Raw genomic sequence first — 21,551 nt, 5'->3', positions numbered from 1 at the left:
AATATCTTGAGGTGCGGCCACAGGGGGTTCAGGCCCGCTGAACCTTTTTTGCCCTCGCGGCCCGTTTGGCGTCCGGCCGTGCAAAGGACAACAGTACCCCCACCGCGGCCAGCGTGATGGTCAAAGCGGAGCCGCCGTAGGAGATGAACGGCAGCGGCACGCCGATGACCGGCAGCAGTCCCGTGACCACCCCCATGTTGACGAAGGCCTGCCCGATGATCCAAACCATGATGGACCCGCCGAAGATCCGCACGAACGGATCCTCGCGGCGCATCACCGTGCGGACAATCGCGACGGCGAGGATGCCGAAGAGCGCGACCACCACCAGCGTGCCGAGCAGTCCCAGCTCCTCGCCGATGATGGCGAAGATGTAGTCGTTGTGCGCCTCGGGAATCCAGCTGTACTTCTGCCGGCTCTGGCCGAGGCCCACGCCCCACCAGCCACCGGACGCCAGGGCGAACAGGCCGTTGCAGGACTGCATGTTCAGCCCGGTGGTATCCTCGCAGCTCTGGTCCAGCCACATGGTAATCCGGGCCACGCGGTTGGGGCTGGTGATGGCCAGCAGCAGCACGCCGGCCACGGCGGTTGCGCCGGCGACGGCGAACAGCTTCATCCGGGCTCCGCCGAAGAACAGGGCGCCGGCGACGATGAGCATGATGATCATGGCGGTGCCGAGGTCATTCCCGGCAAGGACCAGCAGCACCACCAGTCCGCCCACCGGCAGCACGGGCACCACCAGGTGCTTCCACTCGTGCAGCAGCGGGCCCTTGCGGACGAGGACGCACGCGATCCAGAGGCCGAGGGCCAGTTTGGCCGCCTCGGAGGGCTGGGCGGTGATGCCCGGCGCCAGCTGGATCCAGTTCCGGTTGCCGTTGACGTTGACGCCGAGCGGCGTGAACACCAGCACCAGCAGCGCGAGCGAAAGCCCCAGCGCGGGCCAGCCGAGCTTTTTGAACGTCGGGACGCTGAGCCGGGACAGCACCAGCATCAGGATGATGCCGCCCGCGGCGAACAGACCCTGCTTCATGAACAGGTCGAAGGGAGAGGCGCCCTCCGCGATCGATTCGACTGCCGAGGACGAGAGCACCATGAGCAGGCCGATCGCCGTCAGAGCCAGCGCCGATCCCAGGATCAGGTAATAGCTGAAGCCGGAAGGCTCGCGGTCCGCGCCGTCCGCCCGGTCCAGCAGGGCCTTGGCCTTGACCAGCCACGCCGCGCGCGGCTGCCGGGCCGGAGCCGCAGGCCGCTGCCCGCCGGCCGACGCCGCGGCATTGCCTGCCGCTGGCTTCGACGCCGGCTTCCGGGACGAGCCCCGGGTAGGCGTGGTGACCATCAGTACTCCTTATCCGGTCTGTGCCGGTCCTTCCCCAAGTCCGCGGACGGCTGCAATGAACGCGTCGCCACGGTCGGCATAGGACCTGAACTGATCCATCGAAGCAGCCGCCGGAGCCATGAGCACGGTGTCGCCATCGGAGGCGATCCGCGCCGCGGCCTCGACCGCGTGCTCCATGATCCGATCGCCGCCCGCCAGCGCCTGTCCGCTCCCGCCAGGCTGCCCGCCTTCAGTCTCTCGCGGCGGGACCGCGATTACCGGGACATCGGGCGCGTGTCGTTCCAGGGCCGCAAGCAGGTCCGCGCTGTCCACGCCGATGATGACGGCGGCCTTCAGCCGGGGGGCGTGCAAAGACACAAGTTCGGCATAGTCCACGCCCTTGGACAAGCCGCCGGCGATCCAGACGACCGACGAGAAGGCCGCCAGGGAGGCGGACGCGGCATGCGGGTTGGTGGCCTTGGAATCGTTGATCCACAGCACGCCGTGCCGTTCGGAGACCTTCTGGATCCGATGTGCGCCGGGGTCGAAATTCCGGATTCCTTCCCGCACCGCTGCGGGCTCGACGCCGTAGGCCCGCACCAGCGCCGCCGCGGCCAGGGCGTTCGCCACCAGGTGCCGCGGCGCCACGTCACCCAGATCGGAGATCGCGGCGAGTTCGGCGGCAGAGTCCTTGCGCTGCTCGATGAACGCGCGGTCCACCAGCAGGTTCTCCACGACTCCCACCATGCTGATCGCAGGCATGCCGGTGGTGAAGCCGATGGCTCGGCAACCCTCGACGACGTCGGCCTCTTCGACCATTGCCTCGGTTTCCCGCTGCTCGGCGTTGTAGACGCAGGCAACCCGGGTGTTCGCGTAGACCTTGGCCTTATCCGCCAGGTAGTTCTCGTAAGAACCGTGCCAGTCCACGTGGTCCTGCGCTACGTTGAGGCAGACGCTGGCCAGCGGCGAGAGTGAGTGCGACCAGTGCAGCTGGAAGCTTGACAGCTCGACGGCGATCACATCGTAGCCCTCCGGGTCCCTGACGGCATCCAGGATGGGCGTGCCCACATTGCCGGCGGCGATCGCCCTGAGGCCCGCGGCCTGCAGCATCGACTCGGTCAGCCCCACCGTGGTGGTCTTGCCGTTCGTGCCGGTGATGGCCAGCCACTCGGCGGTCTTGCGACCAGCCTTTTCGCGGACCCGCCACGCCAGTTCGACGTCCCCCCAGATCGGGATGCCGGCGGCCGCCGCTGCGGCCAGCAGGGGTTGCTCCGGGCTCCAGCCCGGCGAGGTCACGACGAGTTCGGCCGGCTCACCGTCCACCAGCGGAAGGGTCCCCGCGGCCGAGCCGCCCAGCAGCACCTGCCGGGCGCCGACGATGTCCAGTGTGTCCGCTTTGGCCCGGTTTTCCTCCGAATCCCGTCCGTCAACGACGACGACCCTGGCGCCGAGTTCGATCAGCGTGTCCGCGGCGGAAAAACCGCTCAGGCCGATGCCGGTCACGACGACGCGCAGGCCCGCCCAGTCGGCGTCCCACGTCGTCAGGGAATCCAGCTGGCTCCCGTGCGCGCTCATAGTCCCACGACCCATTCCGCGTAGAAGATGCCCAGTCCGGCGGCCACGCACAGCCCGGCAATGATCCAGAAGCGGACGACCACGGTCACCTCGGCCCAGCCCTTGAGCTCGAAATGGTGCTGCAGCGGGGCCATCTTGAAGACCCGCTTGCCGCCGCTGAGCTTGAAGTAGGCCACCTGGATGATGACCGACAGGCTGATCAGCACGAACAGGCCTGCCAGCACCACCAGCAGCAGCTCGGTGCGGGAGAGGATGGCGAAGCCTGCGACGGCACCGCCGATGGCCAGCGAACCGGTGTCTCCCATGAAGATCTTGGCCGGCGAGGTGTTCCACCAGAGGAAGCCGACGAGCGCGCCCATCAAGGTACCGGCCAGGAGCGCCAGGTCCAGCGGATCCCGAACTTCATAGCAGACCTCCCCCGGCACCTTGACGGAGCCGCAGGTCTGGTTGAACTGCCAGATACCCATCAGCATGTAGGCGGCGAAAACCATGACGGAGGCACCCGCGGCCAGCCCGTCCAGGCCGTCCGTGAGGTTCACGCCATTGGTGGCGCCCGTGACGATCAGGTTGGACCAGATGACGAACAGGATGGCGCCGAGCACGGTTCCGGCGAAGGCCAGGTCAAGCCACGGGATGTCCCGCACGAACGAGATCTTCATCGACGCGGGCGTCCGCCCTGCCTCGTCCGGGAAGTTGAGGGCGAGGATGGCGAAGGCCACGCCGACAATGCCCTGCATGACGATCTTCTGCCAAGCCCGCAGGCCAAGGCTGCGCTGGTTCGAAATCTTCAGGAAGTCGTCCGCGAAGCCGACCAGGCCCATGCCGCCCATGAGCAGCAGCAGCACCCAGCCGGACGCCGTCGGACCCGTATGGGACGGGCTGATCATCCATTCGGCCAGATGCGTCAGCAGGTAGGAGGCAACCACTGCCGCCACGATGACCGCGCCGCCCATGGTGGGGGTGCCGCGCTTCGTGTGGTGCGAGGTCGGTCCATCGTCACGGATGAACTGGCCGTAGCCCCTGCGCACCAGCAGCTTGATGAAGAGCGGCGTGCCGACGAGGGCCAGCACCAGTGATAGAGCCGAGCCGATGAGCAGGGCGATCATGCGGGCAGGCCTTCTTCCTCTGCAGGCTGGGAACCGGTCTGACCGGCGCTCTGGGCCACTTGGTCGCCGAGGAACCGAAGTCCGGCTCCGTTGGATGATTTGAAGAGCACGAGGTCGCCGGGCAGCAGTTCTTCCTGCAGCACCCGGTACGCGTCCTCGGGCGTCTCGACGAACATCGACTCGTCGCCCCAGGACCCTTCCATCACCGCCGCATTGTGCATCGCCTTGGCCCCGGAACCGACCACGATCAGGCGGGCGATGTTCAGGCGCACCACGATGCGGCCGATCGCGTCGTGCTCGAGCACGGACTCATCGCCGAGTTCCAGCATTTCCCCCAGCACCGCCCAGGTCCGCCGGCCTTCGCCGCGCCCCAGCTCGGCGAGGGTCCGCAGCGCGGCGCGCATGGACTCCGGGTTGGCGTTGTAGGCGTCGTTGATGACCGTGACGCCGTCGGCGCGTTCGGTACGTTCCATCCGCCACCTGCTGGCCGGACCGCGGCCCTCCAGGCCGGAGGCGATCAGGTCGGCGCTGATGCCCAGCGACCAGGCGGCCGAGGCGGCCGCGAGCAGGTTGGCCACGTGGTGGCTGCCGATCAGGCCGGAGCGGACGTGACGGCGCGCCCCGTCCGGGAATACCAGCGTGAATTCGGGGTGGCCGGCGGCCGTGGTCCCGAGTTCGGTTGCCCGGATGACCTGCGCCTCCGGAGCCTCAGGGGTGAATCCGTCGTCCGAGGTGAAGAAGAGCTGCCGCGCAGAGGTCCGGGAGCTCATGGCCCGCACCCGCTGGTCGTCCGCGTTGAGGACGGCGGTCCCTTCCGGCTGCAGCGCCTCGACGAGTTCGCCCTTGGCACGCGCTATGTTCTCAACCCCGCCGAATTCCCCGGCGTGGGCCGAACCGACGCAGAGAACGACGCCGGTGTGCGGCTTGACCATGTCCGTCAGGTAGGTGATGTGGCCGATTCCGGTCGCGCCCATCTCGACCACCAGGAACCGGGTGTCGAAGTCCGTGTTGAAGATGGTGAGCGGGACGCCGACTTCGCCGTTGTAGGAGCCGACGGGAGCAACCGTCGGGCCCGCCTGGGCCAGGATGCCGGCCAGCAAGTCCTTGGTCGTGGTCTTGCCGGCGCTGCCGGTGATGCCCACGATGTCCAGCGGGCCATGCGCCCGCAGCCGCTCCAGGATGCCGGCGGCGATGGCCCCCATGGCCTCCACCGCGTCGGGCACGACGACCTGCGGAAGGATGCGGCCGCCGTCGTCCGTCACTTCCCGCTCCGTCAGGGCCAGCACGGCTCCGGAGCCGAAGGCGGGCAGCACGAAGCGGTGGCCGTCAGTGCTGTCCCCTGGCTTGGCTACGAACAGGCTTCCGGGGCCGGCCTCGCGCGAATCGGTCACGGCGGAATCCACCGTTACCGACGCGGTATCCGCCGAGCCATCCACCGGCTCGCCCGTGAGGCGGCCGCCCGTCATTGCCGCGATTTCGGCTGCAGTAAGTTCAATCATGACGATCTAGGACTCTACCGCCTCGGCGCCGAGGGCAGAGAATCCGTGCCGGCGCAACGCGCGGCGCAGTTCCACCCGGTCGTCGAGTTCCAGGTTGACGCCCTTGACCTCCTGGAACACCTCGTGGCCGCGGCCGGCGACCAGCACGGTGTCCGCCGGCGCAGCCAGCGCCACGGCCCGGTCAATCGCGTCTCCACGTGGGAAGACTTCCAGTACCTGGGTGGCCAGCGCGCCGGTCCGGACGGCCTCCTCAGCCCCCGCCAGCACCCCGCTCCGGATGGCCTGTTCGTCCTCGCCGTGGGGGTCGTCGTCCGTGACAATAACGACGTCGGCCAGCCGCGCCGCGATCGCGCCCATCAGCGGGCGTTTGGTCTGGTCGCGTTCGCCGGTGGCCCCGAACACGATGATCACCCTGGAGCCCTCCTCCGGCCGGCGCACCGAGGCGAGCGTGCGTTCCAGGGCGTCCGGGTTGTGCGCGAAGTCGACGATGGCGGCCGGTTCGTCGCCGACCAGCTGCATCCTTCCCGGCACCTCGACCGTCAGCGGGTCGGCTGTGTCGAGGGCGTGCTGCAGCCGCGCGGCCCCGACCCCGGAGGCCAGCAGCATCACCAGGGCCAGCGCCGCGTTGGAGACGTTGAAACTGCCCGGCAGGCCGGTACGGGCCTTCAGCACCTGCTTCCCGGGTCCGTGCAGCTCGAACCTGTGCCCCAAGCCCACCCGTTCGACCGCGCGGACCGACCAGTCCGCCTCCAAGCCACCCTGGGTGGCCAACGTCACGGTCTCGATACCGGACTGGCCGGCCAGCAGGCGGCCCCATTCGTCGTCAACGCAGACGACCGCCCGGCGGGCCCGCTGAGGCGTGAAGAGCTTGGCTTTGGTGAGGAAATAGTCCTCCATGCTGCCGTGCAGGTCCAGATGGTCCTGGGTGAGGTTGGTGAAACCGGCGACGTCATAGCGCACGCCGTCCACGCGCCGGTAGGAGATGGCATGCGAGGATACCTCCATCGCCGCCGCGTCGAGGCCGCGTTCGCGCATCAGGGCGAGGATGCCGTGGACCTGCGGTGACTCCGGCGTCGTCAGGGCGCTCGGAATCGGCTCATTGCCGGCAACAATCTCGATGGTGCCGATCAGCCCGGTGGTCTTTCCCAGGGACTTCAGCAGCGAGTTGACGAAGTAGGTCGTCGTGGTCTTGCCGTTGGTCCCGGTCACGCCGAAGAGCTGCGGCCGCGGCGCATCGGCCGGCTGGCTGTTGAAGATCCGCGCGGACAACGGTCCGACCAGGTCCCGGAGCCCGCCAGCGGTCAAGACCGGGACACCGCCCAGGTCCGACGCCGCCAGGAGCCGCACGCCGTCGTCGTCAGTGAGGACTGCCGCGGCACCCGCGGCCGCCACCTGTGAGGCAAACTCCGCCCCGTGGCGGTTGGCCCCGCCGAGCGCCACGTACAGATCCCCCGGCTCGACGCTGCGCGAGTCCATGGAGATGCCCGTGACCTCGGTCCCCCAATCGACGCCCTCCGCCGCCGCGAGCGGCGGGAATCCCGCATCGGCCAGCGCCTCCCGCAGGGTGCGCAAAGTGACCGGTTCGACCAGTTCGGGCCTCATGGGCGAGGCAGAACGGCGCGGCGGACGAGGGGTGGTGCTCACAAAATACTCCAGAATCATCTATTCGAGCGGCAGTTTGACCGGCTTGGTGTCGGACGGCGGGACGTTGTACGTGCTGAGCACCTGTCCCATGACCTTCTTGAAGACCGGCCCCGCAGTCAGCGAGAAAACGCCGCCCTTGGGGCGCTGGATGGTCGCCACCACCACGTACTCAGGATCCTCCATCGGGGCAATGCCTGCGTAGGAGATGGTGTAGCCGCTGAACCCGCCGTCGTCGGAGGGTGCCTCGGCTGTGCCCGTCTTCGCCCCCATCCGGTAGTCCTCAACCTTACCCGGCAGCCCGCCGCCCTGGTTCGCCATCGTCTCGAGCATGTCCTGGACCTGGTCCGCCGTCTCGTTGGATACCGCGCGCGAGCCTTCCTCGCGCGGCACCTCGTGCTCGGTGCCGTCCGGGTCGATGTAGGCGTCGATCAGGCGCGGCTCCATCCGGACCCCGCCGTTGGCGATCGTGGCATACGCCGCGGCAGTGTGCAGCGCCGTCTGGGCCAGGCCCTGGCCGAAGAGGACGGTGAATTCCTGCCGGCCGTCCCACTGCTCCGGCGCGGCCAGCAGGCCCGGCGTAGTGCCCGGGATACCGATGTCGTACTCTTCGCCGATGCCGAACCTGCGCAGGTAGTCGTAGCGCTGCTGGCGGGTCAGCTGCTCGCCGATCATGACCGTGCCGGTGTTGAGCGACTTGGCGAAGATGCCCGCCGTGGTGCGCGTCTCCGTGCCGTGCGGCAGCGCGTCGGTAAAGGTCTCGTTGTTGACCGTGTACTTCGGCGGGATCTTGTACTTCGTGGTCGGTGTGGTGATCCCCTCTTCGATGGCGGCAGCCATGGTGATCATCTTCGTCGTCGATCCGGGTTCGAAGGCCCTGGTCGCGGCGAGCGATTGCCGCATGCCGTCCTTTGTGGCCCCCGGATCGTTGGGGTCCACGGTTTCCGAGTCCGCCAAGGCGATGATGTCCCCGGTCTTGGCATTCATCGCCACGATGGTGCCGTACTCCGCGCCGTACTCCTTCACCTGCGCCGCGATGGCCTCCTGGGCGTACCACTGCAGATCGGAATTCAGCGTCAGGCGGACGCTTTGGCCGTCCTCGGCAGGGGTTTCCTCATTGGTGGCGACCGGGATACGGATGCCGTCGGCCCCGATCTCGAAGGTCCGTTCCCCGGACGTGCCCGCGAGCAGATCCTGCTGGGTGGCTTCGATGCCTTCCAAAGGGCTGCCATCGGAACCGAGGAAGCCGACGATGGAACCCGCCACCTGGCCCATCGGGTAGCTGCGCGTTGTTGTCTCGCGCGACTGCAGCCCGGGAAAGGCGAGGTTTTCCACCTTCTCCTGGATGTCCGGCGTCACCGACTTGGCCACGTAGTTGAATGGCAGGTCGCCGACGACGGCCTTGGTAACCGTCTCCACGTCCTGGCCAAGGATGCCGGCAAGTTTCTTGATTTCCCCGTCGATCTTGACCTGTTCCAGCCGCTTGGTCTTGGGATTGAACCGTTCGAAGTCCTCGACCAGCCGCTGGTCCACCACGATGTCGAAGCGCTGCACGCTGCGCGCGAGCACCGTGTTGTCCGCGTCCAGGATCTCGCCGCGCAGCGCGGGAATCTCCGAGGTGCGCAGTCGCTTGTCGACGGCGGCCTGGGCCATTCCGGCGGTATCCAGGCCTTGCAGCTGGAACAGCCTCGCACCGAGGATGACCAGCAGGACCATCACGATGGCCAGCCCTGCCCGCAGCCGCCTGGCTGTGGCGTGTGCCCGTTGACTGTCTTGGACGTTGGCCTTACCAGCTGCCACTACTCATCCTTGCCTGTCCTTACGGGCTTGTCGTATTACTGCCCTGTTTTCTGCTTCGGAGCCGGAATGGTTCCGCCGTTCAGTTCAGCTTCGCTGAACTCAACCGCCTTCTGTTCGCCAGCCGGCTTATTTTCGGCCGTCGGCTTCTTTTCGGCCGCCGGTGCAGGCTCATTGTGCTGCGCGGCTGCCGGCTTCTCCTTCTGCACCGGTTCGGCCGGAGTCTTTGCCTCCGGACGGATGGCGGGCACCTCGGCCGGAAGTTCGGGACGCTCCACCTGCTGTTTCGGAGCGGACCTATCCTTCTCCTGGGCAGCCTGCGGCTTTCCGTTCACCTTCATTGCTTCCAAGTCGATGGAACCAACCGAAGGAGAAGCCACCATGCCCAATTCTGCCGCCTCGGCGGCCAGATTCTGGGGAGCTTGACGATTCTCGAGCTCCTGTGTCAGTTTTTCGTTCTGCTGCGCGAGCGCCACTTGCTCCCCGCGCAGCTGCACGATTTCGTACTGGCCGCCCGACACCGAGATGTTCAGCATCAGCACGCTGCCTAGTGCCGCCACCAGCACGGCGAAGCAGAAGACGGCAAACGGGACCCGGCGACGGGCCGGCCCGGAGGGTACGAGTGCCAGCGGAGTGCGCCGCGTCTGGGCTGGCTTGGGCTGGGCATGGTTGCCCTCCAGCACCTGCGCGGTACTGCCGTGCACGTAGGTTTCCGTGGCCGGCCGCGCCTGGCGCGCTGTAGCACTCATGATGCACTCCTGTTCCGAATACGCTCTACCGCCCGCAGCCTGGCCGATGCCGCCCGCGGATTCTCTTCGATCTCTGCCGCCGTCGGCACTTCCGTCCCCTTGGTCAGCGTCTTGAGCCGGGCCTTGTGCTCCTCGAGTTCCACCGGGAACCCGACAGGAGCCGACGACCGGGATCCGGCCGCGAAATAACCTTTCACGATTTTGTCCTCGAGCGAGTGGTACGACATGACCACAACACGCCCGCCCAGGGCCAGCACTTCCAGCGCAGCCGGGATCGCCCGCTCAAGGACGTCCAGTTCCTCGTTCACTTCGATCCGGAGGGCCTGGAAGGTCCGCTTGGCAGGATGGCCTCCGCTGCGTGCAGCCGCTGCGGGAACCACGCCCCGGATTACCTCCACCAATTCGCCGGTTGTCGCCAGGGGCGCCTCCTCGCGCGCCCGCACGATGGCTGCCGCGATCCGGCCGGCGAACTTCTCTTCGCCCCATTTGCGGATGATGCGGACGAGATCGTCCTGGGAGTAGGTGTTCACCACATCGGCGGCCGTCGGTCCCGCACTGGTGTCCATGCGCATGTCCAGCGGCGCGTCGTAGGAGTACGCGAAGCCCCGCTCCCGCTCGTCGAGCTGCAGGGATGACACGCCCAGGTCGAACAGCACGCCGTCGACGGTGCCGAATCCGAGGTCGCGGACGACGTCGGCGATCTCGTCGTAGACCGCGTGGACAAGATCGGTGCGGTCCGCGAAAGCCGCCAGGCGAACCCCGGCGAGGGCGAGGGCCTGTTCGTCGCGGTCGATACCGACCAGATGCAGGTTCGGGAACCGGGTCAGCAGCGCCTCCGAATGACCGCCCATGCCCAGCGTTGCATCAACGACGACGGCGCGGCCGTTGGCCTCGATCGCGCGTTCGATGGACGGGGCCAGGAGATTGACGCAGCGATCGCGCAGCACGGGGATGTGGCGGTCCTCCGTGGGACGCTCATCGCTCATGCCGTTTGCTCCTTATGCCTGTAGGAAGTGCTCTTGTCCTTTAAACCCGACGATTCTTGGATCGGATCCCCATCCGCGCCTGGCCTGCCCCGCCTGGCTCAGGGGAAGGTGAGCCAGGTGGTCATGCTGGGCGGCTGGAGATCCCATTCAAGAATCTGCCGTTTGCCTGTGTACTGACGGGTGTCAGAAGATTCCGGGTATTGCGTCTTCATCGGTGTCGGAGAAGGCTGCTTCCTTCTCCGTGAGGTATTCGGACCAGGCCTGGGCGTCCCAGATCTCGGCCCTGGTGCCGGCGCCGATCACTGCCAGTTCACGGTCCAGCCCTGCGTAAGCGCGGAGCGCGGGCGGAATCGTTACCCGGCCCTGCTTATCAGGTACCTCATCAGAGGCTCCGGACAGGAAAACCCGAATGTAGTCGCGCGCTTGCCGCGACGAGATGGGCGCCTTCCGCATTTCGTCATGCACCCGTTCGAATTCCCGCTGGCTGAAGATGTAGATGCAACGCTCCTGGCCCCTCGTCAGGACCAGGCCGTCCGCCAGTTCCTCACGGAACTTGGCTGGAAGAATCAGGCGCCCCTTCTCATCGAGCCTGGGGGTGTGCGTTCCGAGGAACATAGCCACCGCCCTTGCCGATAGGAGGAGTCCGTCAGCCCCCTGCAACCACCTCTACCCTCTGATGTCCTCCACTTTACTCCACTTCACTCCCCGGTCAACCCTAAAACACACTCTCACTGGGAAAAACTTGGATTCGGCTGGCCGGCCCTCCCTTGGAAGGACGCGGCCGGGCGGGGTGTGGTGGGAAGTGGAGGGAATCGGCCCAGGTTCGGCCGCGCTCCGGCTGAAACCGCAGTTAAACGACGAAAGACCCGTCATTCGACGGGTCTTTCGTGAGCTTGTCTTACGCGGTGGAGCGAAGTGGAGCCGCCGGGGCGGGTCTGCTAATGGTCCTCTCCCTGGCGTCGCTCGTCCCACTTCTCTTCGAGCGACGACATGAAGCCGCCGCCCTTAGGCTGCTTGGAAGCCTTGCGGCCGCCCGTTCCGGCCTTGCCGCCGGAACGCCTGCTGGTCGCCCAATACACGCCGGCGCCCATCACCAGGAAGCCGAGCACACCCAGAGCAATGATCTGGCTGGAAATACCAATGAGCAGAATGAGGATTCCGGCCACGGCGACAAGCGACCCAACCACAATCTGGCGGGTCGACAGCGACCGCCCGGATGCCGATTCCATGTGGCTGGCAAACTTCGGATCGTCGGCATGCAGCTGCTGCTCCAACTGATCCAACAGCCGCTGCTCATGCTCTGAGAGTGGCATCTGAGTCTCCTTCTTCCGTCCCCCACGTCCGCATATCGTCAAACGCGCAGCCTCCGCAAAGAGTTCCGGAGGCGCGTTGTTCCGGCGACTTTGCCTTAGTACTAAGGATAGATTGCCGGGGCCCCATTCGAAAGCCGGAAGCGTGATTGCAGGGCCCACAGAGCCGATTGCGCGCGCGGGCGATTCAGGGCCCCGTCGGCTCTCCCCGCCGGGCCGCTTCCGTCGGCCGGGACGCCGGCTCCACGGCCCCGCGTCCACCGGGATCAGGACGGTGCGGCTGCGGCAAAAGCGATGCGGGCAGCACGCCGCCGCTGCCGAACTTGCTGTTGACCTTGTCCAGCGCTGCCTCGGCGCTGCGCCAGCTGTCCTCGCTGCCGTCGATGCTGAGCTGGTATCCGCCGGCCGCGGGTTCGAGTTGCTCCGCACGCAGCCCGATGAGCCGCACCGCCATGGGCCGCGTACCCAGTGCGGCGAGCTGGGCCACCGCGGCGGCATAAAGCTCGTGCGCGCTGTCCGCCGGTTCCACCAGGCGGCGCGAGCGGCTCAACGTCGTAAAGTCCGCGTAGCGAAGTTTCAGCGCTACTCCCCTGCACTGCAGCCCGGCGGACCTCAGCCGCACCGCCGTTCGATGCGCCAGGCGCAGCAGTTCGCGCTCCAGCACGGCCGTATCGTCCACGTCTTCGGCGAAAGTCTCTTCCGCCCCGATGCTCTTTTCCACCCGTTCGGGCGTGACCTTCCGGTCATCAATGCCCCAGGCCAGGCGGAACACGTGCTCGCCGGTGGCGCCCAACAGCCGCCTGAGAGTCTGCTCAGGGGTGTGGGCGAGATCCGCAACGGTCCTGATGCCCTGGCGGGCCAGGACTGCGCTCGTCTTCGCTCCCACGCCCCAGAGCGCTTCCACAGGCAGGGTGTGCAGGAACTGCACGGTGCGCTCCGGCGGCACGAGCAGCAGCCCGTCGGGCTTTGCATGCGTCGAGGCGATCTTGGCCACGAACTTGCTGGAGGCGATGCCGACGGTTGCAGGGATGCCGAGCTCCCCGCGGATTGTTGCCCTGATCAGGCGCCCGATCTCCAGCGGCTGGCCCAGCCTGCGGATGGACCCGGTCACGTCCAGGAAGGCTTCGTCGACGCTGAGCTGCTCAACGTCGGGAGTCATCGTCCGGAAGATCTCCATGATCCGGGCCGACGCCTCCTGGTACTTCCAGTGATGCGGGGCAATGATCTCGGCCTGCGGACACATCTGCTGGGCCCTCGCCATGGGCATGGCGGAGCGCACTCCGTACCGCCGCGCTTCGTAGGACGCCGACAGCACCACCGAGCGCCCGGTCGGAGAACCCACGATGACCGGTGCGCCCACCAGGTCGGGCCGTTCCAGCAATTCGACAGAGACGAAGAACGCGTCCATGTCTACATGCATGATGACGCGCTCATTCCGCTGGCTTGCACCCACTCCTTAATCCTAGGGCCGGCCGTGCCCTGGGCAGGCCTTAGCGGGCAGGCCCATGGCTAGACTTGGTGGGTACCGCACCACCCGCTAAGGAGTATGTCTTGCAGCTGCCCGACCCGCAGTCCCTTCCCGCCGCCGCAGGAGCCGGCGCAGACGAAGCCGTAGCGGGCGTTGGCGGAGCCGCCGCGGAGCAGGACGGCTACCGAACGCTGCTCTCGGAGCGCATGGCCGGGTTCCTCGACCTGCAGCGGGGCCAGCTGCAGGAAGTCTCCAGCGATGCGTCCGAACTCGTGGATGCCATTGCCCAACTGGCCGACGGCGGCAAACGCTTGCGGGCGCTGCTTTCCTACTGGGGCTGGCGCGGGGCGGGCGGTGCCCGGCTGGCAGACGACGCCGTGCAGGCCGGCGTGGCCATCGAGCTCTTCCAGGCTGCCGCCCTGATCCACGACGACATCATCGACCGCTCGGCCACCCGGCGTGGAAAGCCGAGCGTGCACCGCAGGTTCGAGCTCAACCACGCTGAGCGGGGCTGGGCGCTCGACCCGGCCCACTTCGGTCAGGCCGCCGCCATCCTGACCGGCGACCTCTGCCTGTCCTTCAGCGAGGAGGTGTTCGCCGGGATCCCGGCAGCCTCGGGGTCCGCGCGACTGATTTTCAACCGGATGCGCACGGAAGTCATGGCTGGGCAGTACCTCGACGTCCTGGAAGAGGTTGCCGGACCGGGGCGCCCCTCCGGCGAAGCGGTGGACCGGGCCCTTCGGATCCTGCGGTACAAGTCGGCGAAGTACTCCAGCGAGCATCCGCTGTGCCTCGGCGGAGCCCTTGCCGGCGCCGGACCGCAACTGATCGCCGCCTACTCCGCCTTCAGCCTTCCGCTCGGCGAGGCTTTCCAGATCCGCGACGATGTCCTCGGCGTCTTCGGCGACCCTGCCACCACCGGCAAGCCCGCCGGCGACGACCTGCGCGAAGGCAAGCGCACGGTCCTGATCGGACTGGCCGTCGACCGCTGCTCACCCGCGGAGGCGGAGTTCATCCAGGCCAAGCTGGGCTTGCCCGATCTTAGCGACGGCGAAATCGACAGCCTGCGCGCCATTATCGAGAGCTGCGGGGCACTGGCCGAAGCCGAGTCAATGATTTCCGCCTTCAGTTCCGACGCCTATTCCGCGCTGGAAAAGCTACCGGTGGAGGACACGGTGGCCGGGGCATTGCGCGCCCTAGCCGACCGCGCCGTGCAGCGCACGTCCTGACAGGGCTCCGCTCCTACCAGCCCAAGGCCTGTGCTCGCCTGCGGATCTCCGTCTTGCGGCCCTGCCGCAGGGCGTCCACCGGCCGGCCCGGCAGGGAGTCATCCTCCGTGAAGAGCCAGCGGAGGATTTCCTCGTCGTTGTACCCGGCGTCGGACAATACGGAGATGGTCCCCTTCAGGCTGTCCATTAGCCGGTCCTCCAGCAGGAATTCCGCCGGAACCGACCTGATGCTCCTCTCCCCGACGCGGGCGGCTACTAGCGCGCGTTCCTCCAGGAGGCTGTGGACCTTCTTAATGGGCAGGCCCAGGCGTTCCGCCACGTCGGGGAGCGGGAGCCATTCGGTTATCAACGATTCAAGTTCACTCACGGAACAAGCCTCCCATGTCGGGGCGTCCTGCTGCCAGATCGGGCGCCGACACGCCACTGCCGCCATTGGACGTGCGCAATCTGCTGTTGTGTTATGCGGATTTAGTGTAGATTCACAAAAGTCACAGTTTTCACACAGATAACAGACGACACATTCGCACCACGTACAACATGCCTACGGGCCTCGGCAGATGCCGCTGACCACTGATGAGGAAATGTCCATGACTGACCAGCGCCCGTTCACCCGCAACCGCGCCGAAAGCCGGACTCCCGCCCAGTCCTCGCGCGCGCTCCTATCGGCCGCCGCCACCGCCGCGATTCCCGCCGTCGTCCTTTCCTCGGCCGCCTTGGCCGTCCCTGCCCAGGCCGCCGAGATGCCGCCCCGGGCGATGCTGCAGCCGAAACTGGCCGGCCCCGACCTTCCCGTGAACCGCGGCACCATGATTCCTGCCTCGGACGTTGCCGTACAGCTCCCGTCAGCGCTCCGGCCCGCACTGCGGGCGACGCCTGCGACGCACACCGTCAAGGCAGGCGACACTGTCAGCGGCATCGCGGCCAAGTACGGGCTGAGCGTCTCGAAGGTCCTCGGCGCGAACGGCCTGAAGGCCAACTCAGTCATCTACCCCGGCCAGAAGATTAAGCTGGGCAGCGGTTCCTCGTCTGCCGGCGGCTCCGCCGCCGCGTCCGCGGCTTCCTCCTCGTCGAAGACCTACACGGTCAAGGCCGGGGACACCCTGTCCGGCATCGCCTCCCGCCACAACATGGGCCTGAGCAAGATCCTTTCGCTCAACGGCCTGGAAACCTCCTCGGTTATCTACCCGGGCCAGAAAATCAAGGTCAGCGGCAGCGCCGCTGCCGGCGGCACCCAGGCCCCCGCCTCCACGGTTTCGTCGGCCCGGTCCTCCACCTACACGGTCAAGGCCGGCGACACCCTGTCCGGCATCGCCTCCCGCCACAACATGGGCCTGAGCAAGATCCTCTCGCTCAACGGCCTGAAGACCAGCTCAATCATCTATCCCGGCCAGAAGATCAAGGTCAGCGGGACCGCGGCGGCCGCCTCCACCGCGTCCGGCCCCGCGGCCTCCGTCTCGGCGGTCGCCCCGATTGCCAAGACCTACACGGTCAAGGCCGGGGACACCCTGTACGGCATCGCGCTGAAGCACAAGACGACCCTGAGCAAACTGCTTCAGTCCAGCGGCCTGAAGTCGGGCTCCGTCATCCACCCGGGCCAGAAGATCAGGCTGCCCGGTTCCGGCGGATCCAGCTCGGTGTCGACCGCCTCCTCGGGACAACTCGTGCCGGACAGCTTCCTGCATTACACCTACCCGGATGCTGTCGTGGCCAAGGCCAACGAAAACAAGCGCCTGCTGCTCTCGACTCCGCAGCCGAGCCAGGCTCAGATGAAGTCGATCATCGCGCAGACCGCCCGCAGCATGGGCGTTGATCCGGCGCTAGCACTGGCACATGCGTACCAGGAATCCGGCTTCCAGCAGACGGCCGTCTCCCCGGCCAACGCCATCGGGGCCATGCAGGTGATCCCGTCCTCCGGCGACTGGGCGTCCGACCTCGTCGGACGCAAGCTGAACCTGCTGGATCCCTACGACAACGCCACGGCCGGCATCGCGATCATCCGGTCCCTGGTGCGCACCAGCGACTCGCTGGACAAGGCGATCGCGTCCTACTATCAGGGCCAGTACTCGGTGTCGAAGCACGGCATGTATCCGGACACGAAGGCCTACGTGAAAGCCGTCAAGTCCCACATGAAGAGCTTCAAGTAACGCTCCGGCGGACCTGGCGGTTCGAAGGACAACATGCGGCGGGGGTTCCGATCGAATGTCGATCGGGACCCCCGCCTCGTTAGGACATAGGATCGAAGAGTGCAGGAACATGTCACGGACGCGATGGTCGGCGCCACGGTTGACGGGCGCTACCTGATCCAGTCACGCTTGGCCCGCGGGGGCATGTCGACGGTCTACCTGGCGACGGATACGCGCCTCGACCGGGAAGTCGCGCTGAAGATCATGTACCCGCATCTGGCCGAGGATCCGAGTTTCCTGGAACGTTTTGTCCGGGAAGCCAAGTCGGCCGCGCGGCTGTCGCATCCCCACGTCGTCGGCGTCCAGGACCAGGGATTCGACGGCAACGTCGCCTATCTGGCGATGGAATACGTGCCCGGCCACACGCTGCGGGACGTCCTGCGGGAGAAGGGGACTCTGAAGCCCCGCCTGGCGTTGGCCCTGCTGGATCCGGTGGTGGAGGGCCTGGCCGCCGCCCACAGCGCCGGCCTCGTCCACCGCGATGTCAAGCCGGAGAACGTGCTGATGTCCTCCGACGGCCGCATCAAGATCGGCGACTTCGGCCTGGCCAAAGCGGCTTCGACTACCTCGAATACGGGCACGCTGATCGGCACCGTCGCCTATCTTTCCCCTGAGCTGGTCACCGGCTCCCCCGCCGACGCGCGCAGCGACGTCTACTCGGTCGGCATCATGCTGTTCGAAATGCTGACCGGCAGGCAGCCGTTCTCCGGCGATGTCCCCATCCAGGTTGCGTTCCAGCACGTCAATTCCTCGGTCCCCGCACCGTCGTCCCTGGTGCCCGGGCTCGCGCCGGACCTGGACGAACTGGTGCTGTGGTGCACCGCCCACGACCCGGAACAGCGGCCGATAGACGCCAACGCCCTGCTCGGCGAGCTGCGGCACGTGCGCACGACGTTGAGCGACGCGGACCTCGACGGCCACAGTGCACCGCCGCCTCCCGCGCCCCCTGCCCCGACGGAGGCCGTGCCCGCGCCGAACCCGACGGAAGTGCTCGGCAGGGACCCGAACCGCACAACCGTGATACCGCCGTCGTACCAGCACACCCAGGCCCTCACCCGGCCATCCGAGCCGGCCGTGCGGGACGCCGCGCCCGCCGCTCCTACGAAACGGCAGGCACGCTCGCAGCAGCGGGACCTGGCCCGCCAAGCGCGCCGGCCGGAACACTCCCTGCGCCGGAACGCGGGGCGCCGCGGCCTGCTGTGGATCCTGGTGCTCGCGCTGCTGGCGGTCCTGGCTGCATCCGCGGGGTGGTTCTTCGGGCTCGGCCCCGGCGCCGCCGTCGACATTCCGGCGGTATCCGGCAAACCGGCCGGCGAAGCACAGTCCCTGCTGGACGGCCAGGGCCTGAACTACCGGCTCGAGGAGTCTTTCCACGAGGAATTCGAAGAGGGCGTCGCCATCGGCACCGAGCCGCCCGCCGGCGGGCAGGTCCGGCGTTTCGAAACGCTGACGCTCATGGTTTCCAAGGGGCCCGAACTATTCGACGTTCCGGCCCTCGAGGGGCTGACGGCCGAAGAGGCGCAACGCGAACTTGAGGGCGGCAATCTGGTCCTGGGCGAGCGGAAAGAGGCGTACGACGAGGCGGTCCCCGCGGGCCAGGTACTGGCGCAGGATCCGGCTGCCGGAGAACAATTCCGCCGCGGGACGCCGGTGGACGTGACACTGTCCAAGGGACCTCGGCCTTTCGACGTCCCGCAGGTCACCGGGCTGAGCCAGGACGACGCTTTAGCCGCCCTTCAGGAGGCCGGGCTGGAGGCAGACATCGCCCCGGAGGCGGTTTTCGACCGGGAAGTGGCCGAAGGAGACGTGGCCGCGCAGAGCCCCGCCGAGGGCAGCGTGGTGCGCGGCGATACCGTGACGCTGACACTCTCGAAGGGCCCGCGGATGGTCGAGGTGCCGGACTTCGTCGGCGAACAGGTCGATGACGCCCGGCGGGCCCTCGAAGACCTGGGGTTCGAGGTCGAGGTCAATGAGATCCTCGGCGGATTCTTCGGCACCGTCCGGGCGCAGGATCCGGTAGGAACGGAAGTTCCGGAAGGCTCGGTCGTCACGCTGACCGTGGTGTAGCCGAGCCTCCCGGGGACTTTCAGGGACGCTTGCCGAGGGCGCCGGCGACCAGGAAGGCCATCTCCAGCGACTGCATGTGGTTCAGCCGGGGATCGCAGACCGACTCGTAGCGCTCGAGGAACGCATGCTGGTCGATCGGATCGGCCCCGCCCAGGCATTCCGCGACGTCGTCGCCCGTCATTTCGACATGCAGGCCGCCCGGGAAGGTACCCAGGGCATGGTGCACCTCGAAGAATCCGCGGACCTCGTCGATGACGTCGTCGAAATTGCGGGTCTTGTAGCCGTTCGGCGAAGTCACCGTGTTGCCGTGCATCGGATCGGTCACCCACAGCACCTTGGCGCCGCTGGCCGTGACCTTCTCCACCAGGGCCGGGAGCTTCTCGCGGATGTTGCCAGCCCCCATCCGGGTGATGAAGGTCAGGCGGCCGGGCTCGCGCTGCGGATCCAGCTTGTCGATGAGCCGCAGGGCGTCGTCCGCGCTGCTCGTGGGCCCGAGCTTCACGCCGATGGGATTGCGGACCCGGGACAAGAAGTCCACGTGCGCCCCGTCGAGCTGCCGGGTCCTCTCGCCGATCCAGAGGAAGTGGCCGGACGTGCCGTACGGAAGGCCGGTGCGCGAATCGATGCGGGTCAGGGCGCGCTCGTAGTCGAGCACCAGCGCCTCGTGGCTGGCGAAGAATTCCACCCGCTTGAGGGCATCGAAGTCCGCCCCGCAGGCGTCCATGAACTTGACCGCGCGGTCGATCTCGCGGGCTAGCGACTCGTAGCGGGAGTGGGCCGGGTTGGCTGTAAAGCCCTTGTTCCAGTGATGGACCAGCCGCAGATCCGCGAAGCCGCCCTGGGTGAAGGCGCGGATCAGGTTCAGGGTCGAAGCGGAGGTGTGGTACGCCTGCACCATTCGGTTAGCGTTGTGGGCGCGGGACTCCGGCGTGAACTCGTAGCCGTTCACCATGTCCCCGCGGTAGGCCGGCAGGGTCACGCCCTCGCGGGTCTCGTCATTGGACGAACGGGGCTTGGCGAACTGCCCGGCCATGCGGCCCATCTTGATGACCGGCAGGGACGCGCCGTAGGTCAGGACGACAGCCATCTGCAGGATGGTGCGGACGCGGGCACTGATTTTGTCCGCCGTGGCACCCTCGAAGGTCTCGGCGCAATCGCCGCCCTGCAGCAGGAATGCCTTGCCCTCGGCGGCATCAGCCAGGCGTTGGCGCAGGAGATCGACCTCGCCGGCGAAGACCAGCGGCGGCAGGCTCGATAGCTCGGAGACCGCGGCACGGTGGACCTCGCTATCGGCCCACGTCGGCTGCTGGACAACGGGCAAATCGCGCCACGCGTCAAGGCCGGGATATTCCGCGGCTCCGGGCTGCGGGCTGGCAATCGGGTGGGCTACAGGCAGTTCAGTCACATATCCATGCTAGTCCGGTTCCGGCGTGGGTTCGGCGGCCCGGCGTAACGCTGAACACGGAAGCTGTCACATACCCGCGGCGGTACAGGCTAACGGAGCTCCGGCTTGCCGGCAGGGCCGGCGGAGGACGGGCCGCTGTCAGCCGGCGCTTCGCTGCCCGGAGCATCCCCATCCGCCGGTGCTGCCGCGGGACGCTGCCCGCCGTGACGTTCCCCGCCCGGTGTGGCAGCCGGTGCCGCGGCCGCCGGCAGGTTGGAGGACCCGGCGGCGCCGGCGGCCGGGTTGCCGACGATGGTGACCGTCCCGGGAGCCTTGGCACCCGGCGCGCCGCCCGCACCCGTCTCGGGAAGTCCGACGGCGGCGGCCGCCCGCGCATCCGCACCCCCCTTACCGGACTTCCGCGCCGCCAGCCGCGCCTTGACGGTGCTGGCGTAGGCGTCGACGTATTCCTGTCCGGACAGGCGCATGATTTCGTACATGATCTCGTCGGTGACCGACCGCTGAATGAAGCGGTCGTTCTCGAGGTCCTTGTAGCGGCTGAAATCGAGCGGCTTGCCAATGATCGTGCCGACGCGGCGGATGTTGGGGATCCGCCGCCCGATCGGCTGGACCTTGTCCGTGCCGATCATTGCGACCGGGACCACGGGCACGCCCGTCGAGAGGACCAGCTTGGCCACGCCGGTCTTGCCGCGGTACAGCCGGCCGTCCGGGCTCCGCGTGCCCTCGGGGTAGATCCCCAGCAGCCCGCCCTCGTTCAGCACGTCCACCCCGCCGGACAGCGAGGAGGCCGAGGCCGCGCCGCCGGAACGATCCATCGGCAGCTGGTTGGTCATGCGGAAGAAGGCTGCCGTGAGACGCCCCCTGAGTCCCCTGCCCGTGAAGTATTCGGACTTGGCCAGGAACACCACGGGCCGCGGAACCGCGACCGGCAGGAAGATCGAATCCGAGAAGGAAAGGTGGTTGCTGGCCAGGATCGCGGGCCCGTCAGGCAGATTGTCGAGTCCTTTGATCCAGGGGCGGAAAAGCAGCCGCACCACCGGTCCGACGAAGATGGTCTTCATCACCCAATAGAACACGTGAGCCCTTCCCGTTGAACGCCCGCGCCGGCCAGCTGCGGTCGGTCACCTCATCTACCTTGAGTGACTTTACTCTAGAGAGCGTGCCCGGCAGGCACACAACGTGCCCGCGGCGAACTGCCCGGCATGGGAAGAACGCGCCGCGGGT

General features: G+C 67.4%; 17 protein-coding genes. 3 read left to right on the top strand and 14 right to left on the bottom strand.

The genetic code is table 11. The features are described from left to right. Positions 1-28: 28 nt before the first annotated feature. From ftsW to dinB, 11 genes are all read right to left on the bottom strand, one after another. Complete coding sequence (gene ftsW, locus OC550_RS05275) at positions 29-1,333, bottom strand: putative lipid II flippase FtsW (protein ID WP_262104236.1); 1,305 nt, start codon at positions 1,331-1,333, stop codon at positions 29-31. 9 nt (positions 1,334-1,342) lie between these two features. Further along, positions 1,343-2,887 carry a UDP-N-acetylmuramoyl-L-alanine--D-glutamate ligase gene (gene murD, locus OC550_RS05270; protein WP_262104235.1) on the bottom strand — a complete coding sequence of 515 codons (1,545 nt, stop codon included), beginning with the start codon at positions 2,885-2,887 and terminating at the stop codon, positions 1,343-1,345. Beyond that, positions 2,884-3,993: a phospho-N-acetylmuramoyl-pentapeptide-transferase gene (gene mraY / locus OC550_RS05265; protein ID WP_262104234.1), complete on the bottom strand. Its 1,110-nt coding sequence runs from the start codon at positions 3,991-3,993 to the stop codon at positions 2,884-2,886. Before mraY ends, murD begins: the two co-directional genes overlap by 4 nt. After that, positions 3,990-5,492, bottom strand: a complete 1,503-nt coding sequence (gene murF / locus OC550_RS05260) for a UDP-N-acetylmuramoyl-tripeptide--D-alanyl-D-alanine ligase (protein WP_262104233.1) — start codon at positions 5,490-5,492, stop codon at positions 3,990-3,992. Before murF ends, mraY begins: the two co-directional genes overlap by 4 nt. Positions 5,493-5,498: 6 nt before the next feature. Continuing rightward, positions 5,499-7,154: a UDP-N-acetylmuramoyl-L-alanyl-D-glutamate--2,6-diaminopimelate ligase gene (locus OC550_RS05255; protein ID WP_262104232.1), complete on the bottom strand. Its 1,656-nt coding sequence runs from the start codon at positions 7,152-7,154 to the stop codon at positions 5,499-5,501. Next, positions 7,155-8,849 carry a penicillin-binding protein 2 gene (locus tag OC550_RS05250; protein WP_262106262.1) on the bottom strand — a complete coding sequence of 565 codons (1,695 nt, stop codon included), beginning with the start codon at positions 8,847-8,849 and terminating at the stop codon, positions 7,155-7,157. Between the two features lie 119 nt (positions 8,850-8,968). Then, positions 8,969-9,613: a hypothetical protein gene (locus OC550_RS05245; protein ID WP_262104231.1), complete on the bottom strand. Its 645-nt coding sequence runs from the start codon at positions 9,611-9,613 to the stop codon at positions 8,969-8,971. 62 nt (positions 9,614-9,675) lie between these two features. Continuing rightward, a complete protein-coding gene (gene rsmH / locus OC550_RS05240; protein ID WP_262104230.1) occupies positions 9,676-10,665 on the bottom strand; it encodes a 16S rRNA (cytosine(1402)-N(4))-methyltransferase RsmH in 990 nt (329 codons plus the stop codon). Positions 10,666-10,848: 183 nt separating this feature from the next. Then, the gene (gene mraZ, locus OC550_RS05235; protein ID WP_262104229.1) at positions 10,849-11,280 is read right to left on the bottom strand and encodes a division/cell wall cluster transcriptional repressor MraZ; all 432 of its coding nucleotides are present in this window, start codon (positions 11,278-11,280) and stop codon (positions 10,849-10,851) included. Positions 11,281-11,603: 323 nt separating this feature from the next. Next, positions 11,604-11,978, bottom strand: coding sequence for a DUF3040 domain-containing protein (locus OC550_RS05230; protein WP_262104228.1), 375 nt, complete (start codon positions 11,976-11,978; stop codon positions 11,604-11,606). Between the two features lie 184 nt (positions 11,979-12,162). Beyond that, positions 12,163-13,428: a DNA polymerase IV gene (gene dinB, locus OC550_RS05225; protein ID WP_262104227.1), complete on the bottom strand. Its 1,266-nt coding sequence runs from the start codon at positions 13,426-13,428 to the stop codon at positions 12,163-12,165. A gap of 98 nt (positions 13,429-13,526) precedes the next feature. On the opposite strand from dinB, the gene OC550_RS05220 reads away from it, so the two are divergent. Further along, positions 13,527-14,672 (top strand): polyprenyl synthetase family protein, encoded by a 1,146-nt coding sequence (locus OC550_RS05220; protein ID WP_262104226.1) that lies wholly within the window; start codon positions 13,527-13,529, stop codon positions 14,670-14,672. A 13-nt stretch (positions 14,673-14,685) separates the two neighbouring features. Here the strand turns inward: OC550_RS05220 and OC550_RS05215 are convergent, their stop codons facing one another. After that, a complete protein-coding gene (locus tag OC550_RS05215; RefSeq protein WP_262104225.1) occupies positions 14,686-15,039 on the bottom strand; it encodes an Rv2175c family DNA-binding protein in 354 nt (117 codons plus the stop codon). Positions 15,040-15,259: 220 nt separating this feature from the next. Between OC550_RS05215 and OC550_RS05210 the strand changes: the two genes are divergently transcribed. Then, entirely contained in the window at positions 15,260-16,816 is a 1,557-nt protein-coding gene (locus OC550_RS05210; protein ID WP_262104224.1) for a lytic transglycosylase domain-containing protein, read from the top strand. Between the two features lie 99 nt (positions 16,817-16,915). Continuing rightward, entirely contained in the window at positions 16,916-18,922 is a 2,007-nt protein-coding gene (pknB, locus tag OC550_RS05205; protein WP_262104223.1) for a Stk1 family PASTA domain-containing Ser/Thr kinase, read from the top strand. Between the two features lie 19 nt (positions 18,923-18,941). On the opposite strand, the gene OC550_RS05200 is transcribed toward pknB, so the two are convergent. After that, entirely contained in the window at positions 18,942-20,327 is a 1,386-nt protein-coding gene (locus tag OC550_RS05200) for a class II 3-deoxy-7-phosphoheptulonate synthase (protein ID WP_262104222.1), read from the bottom strand. A gap of 89 nt (positions 20,328-20,416) precedes the next feature. Next, the gene (locus OC550_RS05195) at positions 20,417-21,403 is read right to left on the bottom strand and encodes a 1-acyl-sn-glycerol-3-phosphate acyltransferase (protein ID WP_262104221.1); all 987 of its coding nucleotides are present in this window, start codon (positions 21,401-21,403) and stop codon (positions 20,417-20,419) included. Between the last annotated feature and the right edge of the window lie 148 nt (positions 21,404-21,551).

This window comes from Arthrobacter sp. Marseille-P9274, assembly GCF_946892675.1.
Taxonomy (GTDB): Bacteria; Actinomycetota; Actinomycetes; order Actinomycetales; family Micrococcaceae; genus Crystallibacter.
Note: the sequence above shows the minus strand (reverse complement) of the source record. Positions and strands in the feature narration are given on the sequence as shown.

Bases quoted from the DNA above. Each gene is read 5' to 3' on its own strand.
- ftsW (WP_262104236.1), bottom strand. From the start codon at position 1,333: ATGGTCACCACGCCTACCCGGGGCTCGTCCCGGAAGCCGGCGTCGAAG.
- murD (WP_262104235.1), bottom strand. From the start codon at position 2,887: ATGAGCGCGCACGGGAGCCAGCTGGATTCCCTGACGACGTGGGACGCC.
- mraY (WP_262104234.1), bottom strand. From the start codon at position 3,993: ATGATCGCCCTGCTCATCGGCTCGGCTCTATCACTGGTGCTGGCCCTC.
- murF (WP_262104233.1), bottom strand. From the start codon at position 5,492: ATGATTGAACTTACTGCAGCCGAAATCGCGGCAATGACGGGCGGCCGC.
- OC550_RS05255 (WP_262104232.1), bottom strand. From the start codon at position 7,154: ATGATTCTGGAGTATTTTGTGAGCACCACCCCTCGTCCGCCGCGCCGT.
- OC550_RS05250 (WP_262106262.1), bottom strand. From the start codon at position 8,849: ATGGTCCTGCTGGTCATCCTCGGTGCGAGGCTGTTCCAGCTGCAAGGC.
- rsmH (WP_262104230.1), bottom strand. From the start codon at position 10,665: ATGAGCGATGAGCGTCCCACGGAGGACCGCCACATCCCCGTGCTGCGC.
- mraZ (WP_262104229.1), bottom strand. From the start codon at position 11,280: ATGTTCCTCGGAACGCACACCCCCAGGCTCGATGAGAAGGGGCGCCTG.
- OC550_RS05230 (WP_262104228.1), bottom strand. From the start codon at position 11,978: ATGCCACTCTCAGAGCATGAGCAGCGGCTGTTGGATCAGTTGGAGCAG.
- OC550_RS05210 (WP_262104224.1), top strand. From the start codon at position 15,260: ATGACTGACCAGCGCCCGTTCACCCGCAACCGCGCCGAAAGCCGGACT.